This window comes from Klebsiella oxytoca NBRC 105695, assembly GCF_001598695.1.
Classification (GTDB): Bacteria; Pseudomonadota; Gammaproteobacteria; order Enterobacterales; family Enterobacteriaceae; genus Klebsiella; species Klebsiella oxytoca.
The window spans coordinates 92,948-109,702 of sequence record NZ_BCZK01000013.1; the positions used below are offsets into that span (position 1 = coordinate 92,948).

General features: G+C 55.1%; 14 protein-coding genes. 8 read left to right on the plus strand and 6 right to left on the minus strand.

Annotation, left to right across the window (positions count from 1 at the left end; all coding sequences use genetic code 11):
* Nucleotides 1–6 precede the first annotated feature (6 nt).
* On the minus strand, nt 7–1,344 hold the full coding sequence (locus tag KO1_RS20880; RefSeq protein ID WP_024274655.1) for a PTS sugar transporter subunit IIC: 1,338 nt from the start codon (nt 1,342–1,344) through the stop codon (nt 7–9).
* 303 nt (nt 1,345–1,647) lie between these two features.
* Here KO1_RS20880 and KO1_RS20885 point away from each other — a divergent pair, with 303 nt between their 5' ends.
* A complete protein-coding gene (locus KO1_RS20885; protein ID WP_162098332.1) occupies nt 1,648–2,649 on the plus strand; it encodes a LacI family DNA-binding transcriptional regulator in 1,002 nt (333 codons plus the stop codon).
* Nucleotides 2,650–2,688: 39 nt separating this feature from the next.
* Here KO1_RS20885 and lysA read toward each other — a convergent pair whose 3' ends face one another.
* Nucleotides 2,689–3,951, minus strand: a complete 1,263-nt coding sequence (gene lysA, locus KO1_RS20890) for a diaminopimelate decarboxylase (RefSeq protein WP_023321566.1) — start codon at nt 3,949–3,951, stop codon at nt 2,689–2,691.
* Between the two features lie 134 nt (nt 3,952–4,085).
* Here lysA and KO1_RS20895 point away from each other — a divergent pair, with 134 nt between their 5' ends.
* On the plus strand, nt 4,086–5,012 hold the full coding sequence (locus KO1_RS20895) for a LysR family transcriptional regulator (protein ID WP_024274656.1): 927 nt from the start codon (nt 4,086–4,088) through the stop codon (nt 5,010–5,012).
* On the opposite strand, the gene KO1_RS20900 is transcribed toward KO1_RS20895, so the two are convergent.
* Nucleotides 4,999–5,691 carry an aspartate/glutamate racemase gene (locus KO1_RS20900; RefSeq protein WP_024274657.1) on the minus strand — a complete coding sequence of 231 codons (693 nt, stop codon included), beginning with the start codon at nt 5,689–5,691 and terminating at the stop codon, nt 4,999–5,001. The genes KO1_RS20895 and KO1_RS20900 overlap by 14 nt on opposite strands.
* A 136-nt stretch (nt 5,692–5,827) precedes the next feature.
* Here KO1_RS20900 and KO1_RS20905 point away from each other — a divergent pair, with 136 nt between their 5' ends.
* From KO1_RS20905 to KO1_RS20930, 6 genes are all read left to right on the plus strand, one after another.
* The gene (locus tag KO1_RS20905) at nt 5,828–6,154 is read left to right on the plus strand and encodes a cupin domain-containing protein (RefSeq protein ID WP_004105284.1); all 327 of its coding nucleotides are present in this window, start codon (nt 5,828–5,830) and stop codon (nt 6,152–6,154) included.
* A 493-nt stretch (nt 6,155–6,647) separates the two neighbouring features.
* Nucleotides 6,648–7,538, plus strand: a complete 891-nt coding sequence (locus KO1_RS20910) for a carbohydrate ABC transporter permease (protein ID WP_004115132.1) — start codon at nt 6,648–6,650, stop codon at nt 7,536–7,538.
* Nucleotides 7,531–8,433 (plus strand): carbohydrate ABC transporter permease, encoded by a 903-nt coding sequence (locus KO1_RS20915; protein WP_004105302.1) that lies wholly within the window; start codon nt 7,531–7,533, stop codon nt 8,431–8,433. The genes KO1_RS20910 and KO1_RS20915 overlap by 8 nt, the downstream gene beginning before the upstream one ends.
* Before the next feature lie 12 nt (nt 8,434–8,445).
* A complete protein-coding gene (locus KO1_RS20920) occupies nt 8,446–9,573 on the plus strand; it encodes an ABC transporter ATP-binding protein (protein WP_004105304.1) in 1,128 nt (375 codons plus the stop codon).
* Between the two features lie 16 nt (nt 9,574–9,589).
* Nucleotides 9,590–10,876, plus strand: a complete 1,287-nt coding sequence (locus KO1_RS20925; RefSeq protein WP_004105307.1) for an ABC transporter substrate-binding protein — start codon at nt 9,590–9,592, stop codon at nt 10,874–10,876.
* Between the two features lie 68 nt (nt 10,877–10,944).
* Entirely contained in the window at nt 10,945–12,075 is a 1,131-nt protein-coding gene (locus tag KO1_RS20930; protein WP_032692184.1) for an oligogalacturonate lyase family protein, read from the plus strand.
* 343 nt (nt 12,076–12,418) lie between these two features.
* On the opposite strand, the gene KO1_RS20935 is transcribed toward KO1_RS20930, so the two are convergent.
* From KO1_RS20935 to KO1_RS20945, 3 genes are all read right to left on the minus strand, one after another.
* Entirely contained in the window at nt 12,419–13,765 is a 1,347-nt protein-coding gene (locus KO1_RS20935; protein ID WP_004115141.1) for a carbohydrate porin, read from the minus strand.
* A 113-nt stretch (nt 13,766–13,878) separates the two neighbouring features.
* Entirely contained in the window at nt 13,879–15,312 is a 1,434-nt protein-coding gene (locus KO1_RS20940) for a glycoside hydrolase family 32 protein (RefSeq protein ID WP_024274658.1), read from the minus strand.
* 18 nt (nt 15,313–15,330) lie between these two features.
* The gene (locus KO1_RS20945) at nt 15,331–16,572 is read right to left on the minus strand and encodes an MFS transporter (protein ID WP_004105313.1); all 1,242 of its coding nucleotides are present in this window, start codon (nt 16,570–16,572) and stop codon (nt 15,331–15,333) included.
* Between the last annotated feature and the right edge of the window lie 183 nt (nt 16,573–16,755).

A 16,755-nucleotide genomic window follows, 5' to 3' on the forward strand; every position in this document is an offset into this window, starting at 1 on the left:
GTGTCCTCATGCATTTTCGCTGGCTTGCGCGTTGTCCGCCTGACGCTGGGCGTTTGCCGCGCGACGGGAAGCAATTTTGACAAACGGCAGGTAGATAAGCACCGCGGTCAGGATGCAGATAAGCTGCGTCACCACCGCGCCCATCGAGCCCGCCGTTGACAGCCAGGCGTTGATCAGCGGCGGCGTGGTCCAGGGCACCATCACCACCGCTTTACCGGCAAAACCGGCGGCAGTCGCGAAGTAGCCGATGCTGCCGGTTACCAGCGGCGTAATAATAAAGGGGATCGCGAGGATCGGATTGAGCATGATCGGCATCCCGAAAATGACCGGTTCGTTGATATTGAACAGGCCCGGTCCAATCGACAGCTTGGCGATCTCTTTCATCTCTTTGCGTTTAGTGGCAATCATCACCGCAATCAGCAGACCAATCGTCAGTCCCGATCCGCCAATGCTCATATAGACATCCCAGAACGGCATGGTGATGATATTCGGCACTTCTTTGCCCTGCTCAAAGGCGCTCATATTGACGGTAATGGCTCCCAGCAGCAGCGGTTCGCGGATCGGTTTGATCATCTGATTACCGTGAATGCCGATAACCCAGAACAGCTGCGCGACAAACATCAGCAGCAGGATCCCCGGCAGGCTTTGCACCACCCGCTCCAGCGGCTGCTGCACCACCTGATAGACCGCGTCATACAGATACATGCCGGTCGCCTGATGAAAAATAAAGCCAAAGGTGGCAATCACCGTGGTGGTGATAATGGCCGGGATCAGCGCGGAAAATGATGCCGATACGTTGGGCGGCACGGTATCCGGCATCTTAATCTTCAGCCCCTTACGGCCCTCCAGCCAGCAGTAGATCTCCACCGACAGAATAGCGATAAACATGCCAAGGAACAGGCTGCGGGTATCGGAGAACTGGCGCAGCAGGACATCCTTCACTTCATGCATTTGCCCGTCGACCATCATCTCGACGGTGGTCGGCGTGACGCAGATAAAGCAGATCACCGCCAGCAGTCCGGGGAACAGGCTCTTAATGCCGTTAATCCGCCCCAGCTCAATGCCAATAAGGAACACCGCGCCAATATTGAGAAAGTTAAGGGTGGCGTAGTTGATCGCGCTGGTAATAGGTTTGAGCGCCGCCAGAAAAGAGAGCGCCTGAAAGCTGGCGAGGCCGTTTTTTGGATCCAGCACCATATTGGAGATCAGCACCGAAAAGGCGCCAACGATGATCACCGGCATCAGGGTAATAAAGGCGGATTTTATCGCCATGATGTAGCGGTAGCTGTTGAATTTCGTGGCGAAACTCCCCAGTGAGTCGATCAGTTTGTCCTGCAATGCCATAGAGGATACCTCAGTTTTAAGGGCTTTTAGCGCACCAGGTGTACAGCCAAACACCTATTGGCATACCAAAAAATAGCCACTGGTGAGAATAAGTTCTGTGATTAAGCTCCCAACTCGTTTATTGGTATTCCAGAAAGGCGGAAATTGGCATACCGCATTTGCAGTTTTATTTTCCGCGCGATCAATTCCTGTAAAAGCGTGATCGCGATAGTTTTTTGCGCCGCCATCAAGCCATATCCCCCTGAATGTCTGTGATAAACTGCGGGTTACCACGTGATATCAGGAATCGGATGAATGGCTACAATGCTGGATGTCTCAATTCGCGCAGGCGTCTCTAAAGCGACGGTTTCCCGCGTGTTGAACGGCACGGGTCAGGTGAAAGAGAGCACCCGCCAACAGGTTTTTAAGGCGATGGAAGAGCTGGGCTATCGGCCTAATTTTCTCGCCCGCTCGCTGGCGAACCGCACCAGCAACAGTATCGGACTGGTGGTTTCTACCTTTGACGGCTTCTATTTTGGCCGCCTGCTGCAGCAGGCTTCCCGCCAGACGGAAGCCTGGGGTAAACAGCTGATCGTTACCGACGGCCACGATGCGCCGGAACGTGAAGAAGAGGCGGTGCAGATGCTGGCCGACCGCCAGTGCGATGCTATCGTGCTTTACACCCGCCATATGAGCGAAAAGAAAATCATGTCGCTGATTGAATCCATCGACATGCCGCTGGTGGTGATTAACCGTGATGTAAGCCAGGCGAGAGAGCGCTGCGTGTTTTTCGAACAGCAAGATGCAGCGTTTCAGGCGGTGGAATATCTGATAACCCAGGGCCATCGCGATATCGCCTGTATTACCGTACCGATGCACACGCCGACGGGTAAAGCTCGCCTGGAAGGCTATCGTAACGCGTTGAAAAAGCACGGCATTAAGTGGGATCCGGCGAAAGTGAAATACGGCGACTCCACCATGAGCCGCGGCTATGAACTCTGCTGCGAGCTGCTGGAAGAGAAAACGCCGTTTAGCGCGCTGTTTTCCTGTAACGATGATATGGCGCTGGGCGCTTCGAAGGCGCTGCACCAGGCAGGGCTGCGGATCCCGCAGGATATTTCGCTGTTTGGCTTTGATGACGCGCCGAGCGCTAAATGGCTGGAACCTGGGCTATCGACGGTCTATCTGCCGATCGATAACATGATCACCACCGCTATCGATCAGGCGATCAAGCTGGCTAACGGTCAGCCGATCGAAACCATACCGCCGTTTACCGGCAAACTGGTGCTGCGCGAGTCGGTCACCACCGGGCCGTATTACGCATAATTAGCGGGCCCGATAAGCAAAGCGCCATCGGGCAGCGCCTTACAGCTGCTCGAGCGCCAGCAGCTCTTCGATAGTCTGACGGCGGCGGATCAGCCGCGCTTTACCGTTGTCGAACAGCACTTCCGGCAGTAGCGGACGACTATTGTAGTTTGAGGACATCGACGCGCCGTAAGCGCCGGTATCGTGCAGCACCAGATAATCGCCCGGCACCACCGCAGGCAGCAGGCGGGTTTCCACTTTCCCTCCCTCCTGCTGGGTAAAGACATCGCCCGATTCGCACAGCGGCCCGGCCACCACGGTTTCTATCTCCGCTGCGGCGCTCAGATCGCGGCCGTCCGCGGCCAGAGCGGTAATATGGTGATAGCTGCCGTACATCGCCGGACGCATCAAATCATTAAAACCGGCGTCAATCAGCACGAAGTGGCGGCTGCCCATCTCTTTTACGCTGCGAACCTGAGAAACCAGCACGCCGGATTCCGCCACCAGGAAGCGACCCGGTTCGATCTCAAGCGCGACCGGATGGCCCAAGTGTTTAGCGACCTGTTCACGCGCCGCGTTCCACAGGCCGAAATAGTGATCGGTATCGATCGCCTCTTCGCCTTCGCGGTAAGGGATCGACAGCCCGCCGCCGGCGGAGATCGCCTGCAGATCCTGACCGAATTCGACAACCTGACGCACCATCGCGCCGCAGACCTGCTCCAGGTGGCCGTAGTCTACGCCGGAGCCGATATGCATATGAATTCCCACCAGCTGTAGCTGATAACGACGCATCACTTCCAGCGCCGCCGTTAAATGACTGTGCCAGATGCCGTGCTTGCTGTTTTCGCCGCCGGTATTGGTTTTTTGGCTATGACCGTGACCGAACCCCGGGTTAACCCGCAACCAGACGCGATGGCCCGGTGAAACTTCGCCCAGCTGGCTCAGCATATCAATTGAGCCGGCGTTGACCGGGATCTGCAGTTCTTTCACCCGCGCCAGGGTTGCATCGTCGATCAGATCAGCGGTAAAGACGATATCTTCCGGATGCTGATGCGGATCGTATCCGGCAGCCAGCGCGCGCTCGATCTCGCCCAACGACACCGAATCCACCTTCACGCCCTGCTCGCGCATCAGGCGAAGGATGTGGATATTCGAGCAGGCCTTCTGCGCAAAACGCACTACGTCGAACTTGCTCAACTGAGCAATCTGGCGGCGGATAATTTGCGCGTCGTAGACCCAAACCGGGCAGCCGAACTCGGCGGGCAAACGCAGCAGATTGTCTGCGTTCAGGTCGGTATTGGTGGCGTAAAGCGAGTGTGGCATAAAGAACTCCGGTGCTGTGTGTGCGTTATCTCTGTTTTTTTACGATTACGCCACAGCGCGTGGGGAATAAAAAATATCGTTTTATTGCCAGTCTATGCAAAAATGATATGGCTTGCGTTACTTAAGGAACACTCATGCCCGCCGTTAATCTGCGTCATATTGAAATCTTCCATGCCGTCATGACCACCGGCAATCTGACCGAGGCCGCAAGAATGCTGCATACCTCGCAGCCGACCGTCAGCCGCGAGCTGGCGCGTTTTGAAAAGGTGCTGGGATTAACGCTGTTCGCCCGCGCCCGCGGCCGTCTGCAGCCAACGGTTCAGGGTTTACGCCTGTTTGAAGAGGTGCAGCGCTCCTGGTACGGCCTGGACAGAATCGTCAGCGCTGCGGAAAGCCTGCGCGAGTTCCGCCAGGGCGAACTGTCGGTCGCCTGTCTGCCGGTATTTTCCCAATCATTCCTGCCGCTACTGCTGGAGCCTTTTTTGACGCGCTACCCGGAGGTCAGCCTGCAAATCGTCCCGCAGGAGTCACCGCTGCTGGAGGAGTGGCTTTCCGCCCAGCGCCACGATCTGGGATTGACGGAGACCCTGCATACTCCCGCCGGAACCGAGCGTACGCCCCTGTTGACCCTGAATGAAGTGTGCGTATTGCCGCAGGGCCATCCGCTTGCCGCTAAGCAAGTATTAACGCCTGCAGACTTTAATGGTGAAAACTATATTAGCCTGTCGCGCACCGACAGCTACCGTCAGCTGCTCGATGCGCTGTTTCATGAACATCAGGTGAAACGGCGGATGGTGGTGGAAACGCACAGCGCCGCCTCCATTTGCGCTATGGTGCGCGCCGGAGTCGGCATTTCAGTGGTTAACCCGCTCACCGCGCTCGATTATGCCGGGAACGGCGTGGTGGTCCGACGCTTTAGCGTTGAAGTGCCTTTTACCGTAAGCCTGGTTCGCCCGCTCCACCGACCGGGATCCGCGCTGGTCGATGCGTTTGCACTGCATTTGCAAAACAGCATGTCTCGCATCCTGACCCCGCTCGAAGCGGTACTTACGAAAGCATAAACTCCACCGCGTCCGCCGCATGAATCGCTGTGGTATCAAACACCGGCAGCGGACTGCTCTCTTCCGGTACCAGCAGGCCGATTTCGGTGCAGCCAAAAATGACCCCTTCCGCCCCCTGCTCCGCCAGAGCGTCAATGACCTGCAGATAGTAGTCGCGTGAATGCGCGTTAAAGACGCCGAGGCACAGTTCATCAAAAATGATCTGGTTAATCCGCGTGCGATCTTCAGCTTCCGGAATCAGCGTATCAATAGCAAACTGCTGCTGCAGGCGGCCGCGATAAAAATCCTGTTCCATGGTATAGCGCGTGCCTAATAGCGCAACGCGGCGCTGGCCCTTTGCGATAATCGCTCGTCCGGTAGCGTCGGCAATATGCAAAAACGGCACGTCGCAGCGCGTTTCTATCGCCTGCGCGACTTTATGCATGGTGTTGGTACACAGGACGATCCCTTCGGCGCCCGCCTGCTGCAGGCCGAAGGCCGCCTGCGCGAGGATCTCGCCCGCGCGTTCCCAGTCGCCGTTTGACTGACAGGCTTCAATTTCGTGGAAATCGACGCTGTGCAACAGCAGGCTGGCGGAGTGCAGACCGCCGAGGCGTGATTTAATACCTTCATTTATCAACCGGTAGTAAGGAATCGTTGATTCCCAGCTCATACCGCCTAACAGACCAATCGTTTTCATCATCCCTCCTTGTGTGAGTTTTTCAGTAGAACAAAGTTGTGATCGACTTTCCACTTCTCCCGACGATCGTTTCCTTTTTCAGGATTATGGGATAGATTAAATGAAACATTGTTTCATTTAATCACAGGACCATCGGATGTTTATTTTTCATAAAGAGACCACCCTTGAAGATCTGGGTAATGGCGTCACGCGCCGCATTCTTGCGCACGATGGCAAAATGATGGCGGTTGAAGTGAACTTCGAACAAGGCGCCATTGGGCCGATGCATAACCACCCCCATGAACAGCTTACCTACGTGCTCTCAGGCGAGTTCGAGTTCACCATCGGTGATGAAAAGCACGTGGTCAGCGCCGGCGATACGCTCTACAAGAAACCGGAAATTATGCACGGCTGCGTTTGCCTCAAGGCGGGAACGCTGCTGGATACCTTCACCCCTGTTCGTCAGGATTTTCTGCAAAAGTAGCTCTTCATCTCCAGGGCATGCCGCGCATGCCCACCATTTTCTGAACTTTTCCGCTACAAATAATTGTCATAAAGTATGTCGCACCGCAATGATTAGCAGCGCAAGCAATTTCGCCTGACCAGCCTCTCTCCGTCGGACTCTCATCCGTATCTCTGACCTCTCATCTCTGCAAAATGCGCGCTCCAGCACCTTTTTGAAACATCGTTTCGACTTTGATCACATTTCCGCGATCAACCGAATGACTCCGTAATAAATAGCAATAAAATAAAATTAAAACGGCGTTTTACAAAATCAGGACACCGGGTAAGACAAAATCAAAAAACACATGTTCTTCAGGGATAAGAAGAAAGAAAAGTTTTAACCAATCAACCATCGCCAGGGAAGGATTTACCGCTGACATACCAGGAACGCATTAACTTTCCGGCGGCACGGGCCGCGGGAAAGGCAGTAACCCCGAATCCGTATTACAAACTCGTAAGCCAGGTAGGTATGTATGAATGAAAACAAAATGCTGGGATTGGCATGGATATCGCCCTACATCATAGGGTTGATAGTCTTTACCGCCTTTCCCTTTGTTTCATCTTTCTTCCTCAGTTTCACTGAGTACGATTTGATGAGTCCACCGGTGTTTAACGGCATCGAAAACTATCGCTACATGCTGACCGAAGATGGCCTCTTCTGGAAATCCATGGGCGTGACGTTCGCGTATGTCTTTTTAACCATCCCGTTAAAACTGGCTTTCGCTCTGGGGATCGCGTTTGTCCTCAACTTTAAGCTGCGCGGCATCGGTTTTTTCCGTACCGCCTACTACATCCCGTCGATACTGGGTAGCTCGGTGGCGATTGCCGTATTGTGGCGCGCGCTGTTTGCTATCGACGGCCTGCTGAACAGCTTTATCGGCGTGCTCGGCTTCGACCCGGTCAACTGGCTCGGCGAGCCTTCGCTGGCCCTGATGTCCGTTACCCTGCTGCGCGTCTGGCAGTTTGGCTCAGCGATGGTCATCTTCCTTGCGGCGCTGCAGAACGTTCCACAATCACAATATGAAGCGGCGATGATCGATGGCGCTTCAAAATGGCAGATGTTTATGAAGGTCACGGTGCCGCTAATCACACCAGTGATTTTCTTCAACTTCATCATGCAGACTACCCAGGCGTTCCAGGAGTTTACCGGCCCGTACGTCATCACCGGAGGCGGCCCAACCTACTCCACCTATCTGTTCTCGCTCTATATCTACGACACCGCCTTTAAGTACTTCGATATGGGCTACGGTGCAGCGCTGGCATGGGTGCTGTTCCTGGTGGTCGCGGTGTTTGCCGCCATTGCGTTTAAGTCTTCGAAATATTGGGTGTTCTACTCCGCCGATAAGGGAGGCAAAAATGGCTGATATCCAACAAATCACTGAAGCAAGGGACGTCGCTGAACGTGAAGTCGCGCGGACGCTGCGCCGTGAAAAAATAAGCCGCTCGATTCGCTATGTGATCCTGCTGTTCGTCGGCCTGCTGATGCTCTACCCGCTGGTATGGATGTTCTCGGCGTCGTTCAAACCGAACCATGAGATCTTCACCACCCTGAGTCTGTGGCCTGCCCACGCGACCTGGGATGGCTTTATCAACGGCTGGAAAACCGGCACCGAGTACAACTTCGGCCACTACATGCTGAACACCTTTAAGTATGTGATCCCGAAAGTGCTGCTGACCATTATCTCCTCCACCATCGTGGCCTACGGCTTTGCCCGCTTCGAAATCCCGTGGAAGAAATTCTGGTTCGCTACGCTGATCACCACCATGCTCCTGCCGAGCACCGTACTGCTGATCCCGCAGTATCTGATGTTCCGCGAAATGGGCATGCTGAACAGCTATCTGCCGCTGTACCTGCCGCTGGCCTTCGCCACTCAGGGGTTCTTCGTCTTCATGCTGATTCAGTTCCTGCGCGGCGTTCCGCGCGACATGGAAGAAGCGGCGCAGATTGACGGCTGCAACTCCATTCAGGTGCTGTGGTACGTGGTGGTGCCAATTCTGAAACCGGCGATTATCTCGGTGGCGCTGTTCCAGTTCATGTGGTCCATGAACGACTTTATCGGTCCGCTGATTTACGTCTACAGCGTGGATAAATACCCCATCGCGCTGGCGCTGAAAATGTCCATCGACGTCACGGAAGGCGCTCCGTGGAACGAAATTCTGGCAATGGCGAGTATCTCCATTCTGCCGTCCATCATCGTGTTCTTCCTGGCACAACGCTACTTCGTACAGGGCGTTACCAGCAGCGGAATTAAAGGTTAAGAGGGAAATATCATGGCTGAAGTTATTTTCAACAAACTGGAAAAGGTCTACTCCAACGGCTTCAAGGCGGTACATGGTATCGATCTGAAAATCGCGGACGGCGAGTTTATGGTTATCGTTGGGCCGTCCGGCTGCGCCAAATCGACCACCCTGCGCATGCTGGCTGGACTGGAAACTATCAGCGGCGGCGAAGTGCGGATCGGCGAAAAAATCGTGAATAATCTCGCGCCAAAAGCGCGCGGCATTGCGATGGTGTTCCAGAACTACGCGCTCTATCCGCATATGACGGTGCGCGAGAACCTCGCCTTCGGCCTGAAGCTGAGCAAGCTGCCAAAAGACCAGATTGAGGCCCAGGTAAACGAAGCGGCGAAAATCCTTGAGCTGGAAGAACTGCTGGATCGCCTGCCGCGTCAGCTCTCCGGCGGACAGGCACAGCGCGTAGCGGTTGGCCGCGCGATTGTGAAGAAACCGGATGTATTCCTGTTCGATGAACCGCTCTCTAACCTTGACGCCAAGCTGCGCGCCTCAATGCGTATTCGTATTTCCGACCTGCATAAGCAGCTGAAAAAATCCGGTAAACCGGCGACCACCGTCTACGTCACCCACGATCAGACCGAGGCGATGACCATGGGCGACCGCATCTGCGTGATGAAGCTGGGCCATATCATGCAGGTGGATACCCCGGACAACCTCTATCACAAGCCGAAAAACATGTTTGTGGCCGGGTTTATCGGCGCGCCGGAGATGAATATTCGTCCCAGCCAGCTGGTTGAGCAAGCGGGTCGCCTGCATCTGACCGTTGGCGACGGGCTGCTGCCGCTAAATGACCGACTGCAGAGCAAGGTCGACACCCATAAGAACCAGCAGGTGTTCTTTGGCGTGCGTCCGGAATTTGTCTCCATCTCCGATGAACCGTTTGCTGAAGGCTCCTGCCCCGGCGAGATGGTGCGCGTGGAAAACATGGGCCATGAATTCTTCGTCTACCTGAAGGTGGCCGATTATGAACTGACCGCCCGCGTGCCTTCAGATGAAGCGAAGCCAATGATTGAGAAAGGACTTCATCGCACGGTGCATTTCAAATTCGATCTCAACAAGTGTCATATCTTTGACGCCAAAACTGAACAGAACATCTCTCTGTGAACCCTGGAGTATTAAAATGAAAAAAGTGCTTTTAAGCGCCGCAATCTCCGCCACTTTGGGCCTTACCGCGTTGCCTTCTATGGCAAAGGATGTCGACCTGCGTATGTCATGGTGGGGCGGCAACGGCCGTCACCAGGTGACCCTCAAGGCGCTGGAAGAGTTTCATAAACAAAACCCGGATATCAACGTTAAAGCGGAATATACCGGCTGGGACGGCCATCTTTCGCGCCTGACCACGCAAATCGCCGGCGGTACCGAGCCGGACGTGATGCAAACTAACTGGAACTGGCTGCCAATCTTTTCGAAAAACGGCGAAGGCTTCTACGATCTCAACAAGATGAAGGACGTGATCGACCTGAGCCAGTTTGATGCCAAAGAGCTGCAAACCACCACGGTAGACGGCAAGCTTAACGGTATACCTATTTCCGTGACCGCGCGCGTCTTCTATTTTAACGATGAAACCTGGAAAAAAGCGGGCGTCGAGTACCCGAAAACCTGGGACGAGCTGATGGCGGCGGGTAAAACCTTTGAGAGCAAGCTGGGCAAACAGTATTACCCGGTCGTGCTGGAGCACCAGGACACTCTGGCGCTGCTCAATTCATATATGATTCAGAAGTACAACCAGCCGGCTATCGATGAAAAAACCAAGAAATTCTCCTACAGCAAAGAGCAGTGGGTCGAATTCTTCCAGATGTATAAAAAGCTTATCGACAGCCACGTGATGCCGGACACCAAGTACTATGCCTCGTTCGGTAAGAGCAACATGTATGAAATGAAGCCGTGGATTCAGGGCGAGTGGGCGGGGACCTATATGTGGAACTCCACTATTAACAAATACTCCGACAACCTGAAGCCGCCGGCGAAGCTGGAGCTGGGCAGCTATCCGATGCTGCCGGGCGCTACCGACGCAGGTCTGTTCTTTAAACCTGCGCAGATGCTCTCCATTGGTAAATCCACCAAAAATCCGGAAGCGGCGGCGAAGGTGATCAACTTCCTGCTGAACAGTAAAGAAGGGGTTGAGACGCTGGGTCTTGAGCGCGGCGTGCCGCTGAGCAAAGTGGCGGTGCAATACCTGACCGAAAACGGCGCGATCAAAGAGGACGATCCGGCGGTATCGGGCCTGCGCCTGGCGCAGTCCCTGCCGGCCAAACTCTCGGTGTCGCCGTACTTTGATGACCCGCAGATCGTCGCCCAGTTCGGCACCTCTCTGCAGTACATCGACTACGGGCAGAAAACCGTGGAAGAGACGGCAATTGACTTCCAGCGTCAGTCTGACCGCATCCTGCGCCGCGCGATGCGCTAATTGCCTGTTATCGGAACCTACCCCGCAGCTCCGGCTGCGGGGTATTTTTTTAGCAAGGAGTGAAGTGAATCATGAAAGGCAAAATCATCCCGCTGAGCTTTCTGCACACGCAGGACAGCGAAACCGGTCACCAGGTGATCCGGATGACGCCACCGCATGTTATCTGCCATCGCAACTATTTCTATCAAAAATGCTTTACCCGGGATGGCGGTAAGCTGATTTTCGGCGGCGCGTTTGAAGGCCACTGGAACTACTATTTACTCGATATCGCCGGCCAGCAGGCGACCCAGCTCACCGACGGGCCGGGCGATAACACCTTTGGCGGTTTCCTTTCCGCCGACGACCGGTCGCTGTGGTATGTGAAAAACAACCAGCAGCTGCGCCGCGTGGATCTGGCCTCGCTGGAGGAACAGGTCGTATATCAGGTGGATGACCAATGGGTAGCCTACGGAACCTGGGTCGCCAACAGCGATTGCAGTCAGATGGTCGGAATCGAAATCAAAAAAAGCGACTGGCAGCCGTTGACCGACTGGGGCAAGTTCCGCGCATTCTACTTCACCGAGCCGGAGTGCCGGTTGATTAATATCGATCTGCGCAGCGGCGAACAGCGCGTGGTATTGCAGGAAAAACGCTGGCTCGGCCACCCGATTTACCGCCCGTTTGACGACAGCACCATCGCCTTCTGCCATGAAGGTCCGCGCGATGCTATCGATGCCAGAATGTGGCTTATCAACGCTGACGGCAGCAACATGCGCAAGGTTCGCCAGCACCAGCCGGGTGAGAGCTTTACGCACGAATTCTGGGTACCGGATGGCTCCGCGCTTTACTATGTCGCGCATCAGGAAAACGATCCGCATCGCTATCTGTATCGCGCCGACCCGGCAACGCTGGAAAATCGCCAGTTGATGGCGATTCCTCCGTGTTCGCATCTGATGAGCAATCACGATGGCAGCCTGGTGGTCGGCGACGGCGCGCCGCACAGCACCGGCGATATCCAGCTTAACGATCCGTTTATTTGGGTGTTTGATATTGCCGCCGATAGGCAGACCGCCGTGTGCCGCCACGACTCTACGTGGAAAGTGATTGAGGGCGAGCGTCAGGCGACGCATCCGCATCCGTCGTTTTCACCGGATAACCGCTGGGTGCTGTTTACCTCCGATAAAGAGGGTATGCCCGCGCTGTATCTGGCGGAGGTGTAGTGATTCGGCAACGTCCCGGCTCGCGCGATGCTTAGCCGGGCTACCGCCGTCAGCGATCCCGCTGCCCGGATAGATGCACAAGCGTCGATTCCGGGAAATTATGCCACTCTGCGCGCTGCTCCCGGGGGCGGCGCAAAGCGCCTGCCCGGGCTACAGGTCAACAGCCGTCTGCGATCCCGTAGCCCGGACAGATGCGCAGCATCGCCTCCGGGAAACCTTATCCAGTACAGGCTCCGATTCTCTCCCCGGGGGCGGCGCAAAGCGCCTGCCCGGGCTACAGGTTAACAGCCCTCTGCGATCCCGTAGCCCGGGTAAGGCGTTTACGCCGCGACCCGGGAAGATGTCAGAAGAAATATTTAAATCGCACCCGCGCGCCGTAGCGTTCATCGGTATTACCGCTTTTCGCCGCCGATGAATCGAGCCATGACGCATAGGCCCCGAGATAAATATTAAAGTTCGGCATATCCATAATATTCGGCAGCTGCCAGGAAGTATGAATAGTATGGATGTCGTAGCGCCCCGGCGTCAGAATCGCGCAGTCGCCATCGCACTCCGCGCTCACGCCGGAAAGATTAAACTGGTCGATTTTGTTATGCGCATAGATATAGCCCAGCTCCACGCGATGCCATAAAGCGTTGATACCGGCGCTGAAATCCTTTTCATCCGCCGCGTCCAGATACGCGGTGCTCAGGTTCACCACCGCTCCGTCCTCGGCATCAGTCTTCAGCGTATTCCAGCTCATGGTCATACCGTAGCCGGTGCGGCTGGACTGATCGACCCAGCGCCCGTTCTGATTCTGATAGCCGTAAGCATTGTTAACGAGGTTACTCTCCATTGCTGCCGCCACCGACCAGGGGCCAGACTGCCAGGACGCCACCGGACGCACGTACACCACGTTTTTACGATTATCGAGCGCGTTGCCGTGATAGTTCTGATCGACAAACAGCGAGCTGCCGTCCTCCACCAGCGTATTCACCTCAAAATACCAGTTATCGATATTTTTACTCAGCAGGAAATTGCCGCCGCTGCTGCTGCGTCCGCGCCCCTCTTTCATCATATAAATATAGCCGTAGCCGTCGCTATATAGATCGTTGGCCGTGTTGCCGGAATATTCAATAAAGGTATCCTGATTAAGCGGGAACATATCGTAGGCTTCAAAACGACCGATTTTAATTTTCCAGTCATCCTGCTGACCGAAGAAAAATGCGGCATCATCAAGATTCATTTTGCCATTCATATCCGCCAGCGGCTGTACGCTGAATCCGGCATATTTACCGTTAGCCCCTTTGCGTAATCCATCAAAGCCCAAAAGAATGCGGCCGTTAATATCCCAGCGTTCCTTATCTCCCGGCGCCCAGTTTTTATTGGCACTGGTTTTCACCGACGTCAGGCTACCGGTACGACTGGCGCCGTCCATATTAAACTCAACGTCGCCATAGAATTTTAATTCACCATAATCATTAAGCTGTAAAGCAGGTTTAGCCGGTGCGGCGCTGGCCACCGTGGCCGCTGGCGTTTCCTGACCTTTCAGCGCGCGGATTTCTGCCTCCGCGCTGGCCGCCCGCTGCTCGGTCGCCTTTAGCCGTTGTTCCATTTGCGCCAGCCGTTCCTCAAGAGATAACGGCGCCTGTGCATTAGCCAGAGGGGTAAATAAAGACGTCAGAACACACCCGACCCAGATTTTATTCATCGGAAAACCCTTTATTATTTAGTTAAATGATATTTTTTATTTTATGGGTAAAGCACGATAATAATAACCCGTCCATCCTCGCAGACGGGTTATTAACGATCATTCAATAATTATTATTCCAGCTGCCACGCTCCTGCTTCAGTTAAATACGCCGAACCGCTCCAGGCAAATAGCGATAATTCACGGCGAGTGGCATCCGGATATATACGACTACTCAGACAGGCCTCGCCATCATTAACAAACACTTCGACGGAAGAGCTATCGAAAAATACCCTCAGCTTCAGATCGGCCCCCTCGGTCAATGGGACGCTGCGAGTGCCGCACAGGCCATACTGCGGATAATGCCGCTCCAGCACAAGGCGCTGCATCTGCGCATCCACGTAAACGCGCAGACCATCGCCTAAGCTCAGGCCATACTGCTCTGCGTTGCTGCTGGCGCAGTCCCAGTGGAGGATCGCTTCCATCGCCTCGCAGTTTTCCACCATCGTGGTCTGCTGGTTCTTCAGCGTCGTCACCGGCCATGGGAAGCTGGCGCCACGCATGCTCTCGACCTCTTTCGCCGGACGCATTTGTAGCCGATTATCCGCGCTCAGGCTCAGTTCACGCGGCAGCGAAAGCATGCCCGCCCATCCATCCTGCTGCTCCGGCAACGGCGATTCCCACATATCCAGCCAGCCGATGACAATGCGGCGGCCGTCGGGAGTGAGGAAGCTTTGCGGGGCATAAAAATCATGCCCGTGATCCATTTCCACAAACGCCCCCTCGCGCACAAACGCCTGTCCCGGCTGCCATTCACCGAGCAGATAACCGCTCTGGAACAGGTTGCGGTTTTGATAGCCTTTAGCCGCCAGCCCCTGCGGAGAGAACATCAGAATATGCTTGCCGTTGAGGGTGAAGAAGTCCGGGCATTCCCACATGTAGCCCATCTCTTTTTCCGCCTCGTCGAGGACGCCGGCATCCTGCCACTGGCGCAGGTCGGCTGAACGATACAGCCGCACCTGGCCGGTATCGCCATCGCGAGCGCCGACGATCATGTACCAGCTCTCCCCTTCTCGCCACACTTTCGGGTCGCGGAAATGGTGCATACCCGGCGGGGTGTCGACCACAATCCCCTGACGTTCGAAGTGAATGCCGTCGCGACTGGTCGCCAGACACTGCACCTGATAAAGATTGGCTTCGTCGCTCGGATCGCCGTGGAATTTGTGCCCGGTATAAATTAGCGCCAGCGTATCGCCATCCACCACCGCCGAGCCGGAGAAGCAGCCGTCTTTATCCTCCGGGCCTTCCGGGGCCAGCGCCACCGGCAGATGCTCCCAGTGCACCAGATCCTTGCTGCGCGCGTGGCCCCAGTGCATCGGCCCCCATTTGGTAGAGTACGGATGGTGCTGGTAAAACGCGTGATACCAGCCGTCAAACCAGACCAGGCCATTAGGATCGTTGATCCAGCCCGCGCGGGCGGCCAGGTGGTAGCGCGGATACCAGCGCAGGTTCAGCTTTTCATGTTTAGCCTGCAGTTCTTGCTCAGCCCGGGAAATGGAATAGGTCATATTCATTACTCTTTTGATTCAGATAGCGGAAGTTTGCGGCATCAGCGGGTCCGCAGAGGACTTGCTTGAACGCAACAAGAAGATGGAGATAAAGGTGGTGCAGAACACCAGCAGTCCCATAATCAGATAGGACTGGGCGAAGCCGTATTTCTCATAGCTATAACCCGCCAGCGGCGACAGGACGGTGGCGATAACCGAGCTGGTGCAGGCAAAGCCGACCAGGTAGAGCGTGGATGAAAGACGCTTATCGAAGTTTAAGCTGTTGTATTTAAAGATGGAGACCAGCAGCACCGGCAGTTCGACCGCGTGCAGCAGTTTCGTGATGGAGATTAGCAGCGGCCCTTCCACCAGTCCGGAAGCCACCATCCGCATGGCCATCACCATCCCGGCGAAGATCAGGCCGTTTTTCGCACCAATACGGTTAACCAGCCACGGCGCGCAGAACATACCGGCGGCCTCCAGGAACACCTGGAACGAGTTCAGATAGCCGTACATCTCATTACCTTCCTGCAGCGTCGGAAACTGGGAGGAGAAGTAGACCGGGAACTGCTGGTCATATACGCCGTAAATACAGGTACCAATCACGAAGAAGACCAGCGCCCAAAAGCGCGGCAGGGTCAGCAGACGCAGAGCATCTTCCAGCGTCACTTTACCGCCCGATACCGCTTCCTGCATGGCGTGCGGCGCAGAAGAGACCCGCAGGCGCGCCAGGAGAATGAAGAATACCAGGCCAGAGCAGCTGGCGACGGCGAAGTTTAAATGCGGGTTAATGTTGAACAGTAATCCGGCGAAGAACGTCGCCACCGCCCAGCCCAGCGATCCCCACATCCGTGCTTTACCAAATTCAAACTGGCTCTGGCGCGCGACGCGCTCGGTGTAGGACTCCAGCACGCCGATGCCGCCGTTGAAGGTCAATCCAATATAAATCCCGCCGAAAATACTGCCGAGTAACACGTTAATTTTCAGCAGATAGCCAAACACCATGTAGGCCGGCCCGGAGAGGATCAGCAGTACGGTAATGTACCAGAGCAGATTTTTCCGCAAGCCGAGCTTGTCCTGAATAAAGCCGTAACACACCTGCGCAAAAAGCGCGGAGACCGAAAGCACCGAAAAGATAATCCCGGTATCCCCCGGCTTAAGGCCCACTTCCTGGTGCAGCCAGATAGAGAGCAGCGAGCCTGAAGAGGACCAGGTCACGAAAAAGAAAAACAGTAACGCACTGAGTAACGGATAGCTGTGAGAGTGATGCGCTTTCATCATGACATTCTCATGTTGGAGTAATGTTATTATGGTAACGTTAACAAAAAGCGAAACTCACTTCGTTTTGCTGAGATTCATGATGTTAATCACAAAAGTTAACGTTAACATAATGGGAATGCGATCGCGATCAAATATTCATCGCCTGCGCCCGCGCCAGCGGTACGATAGAATATCGTATGATCC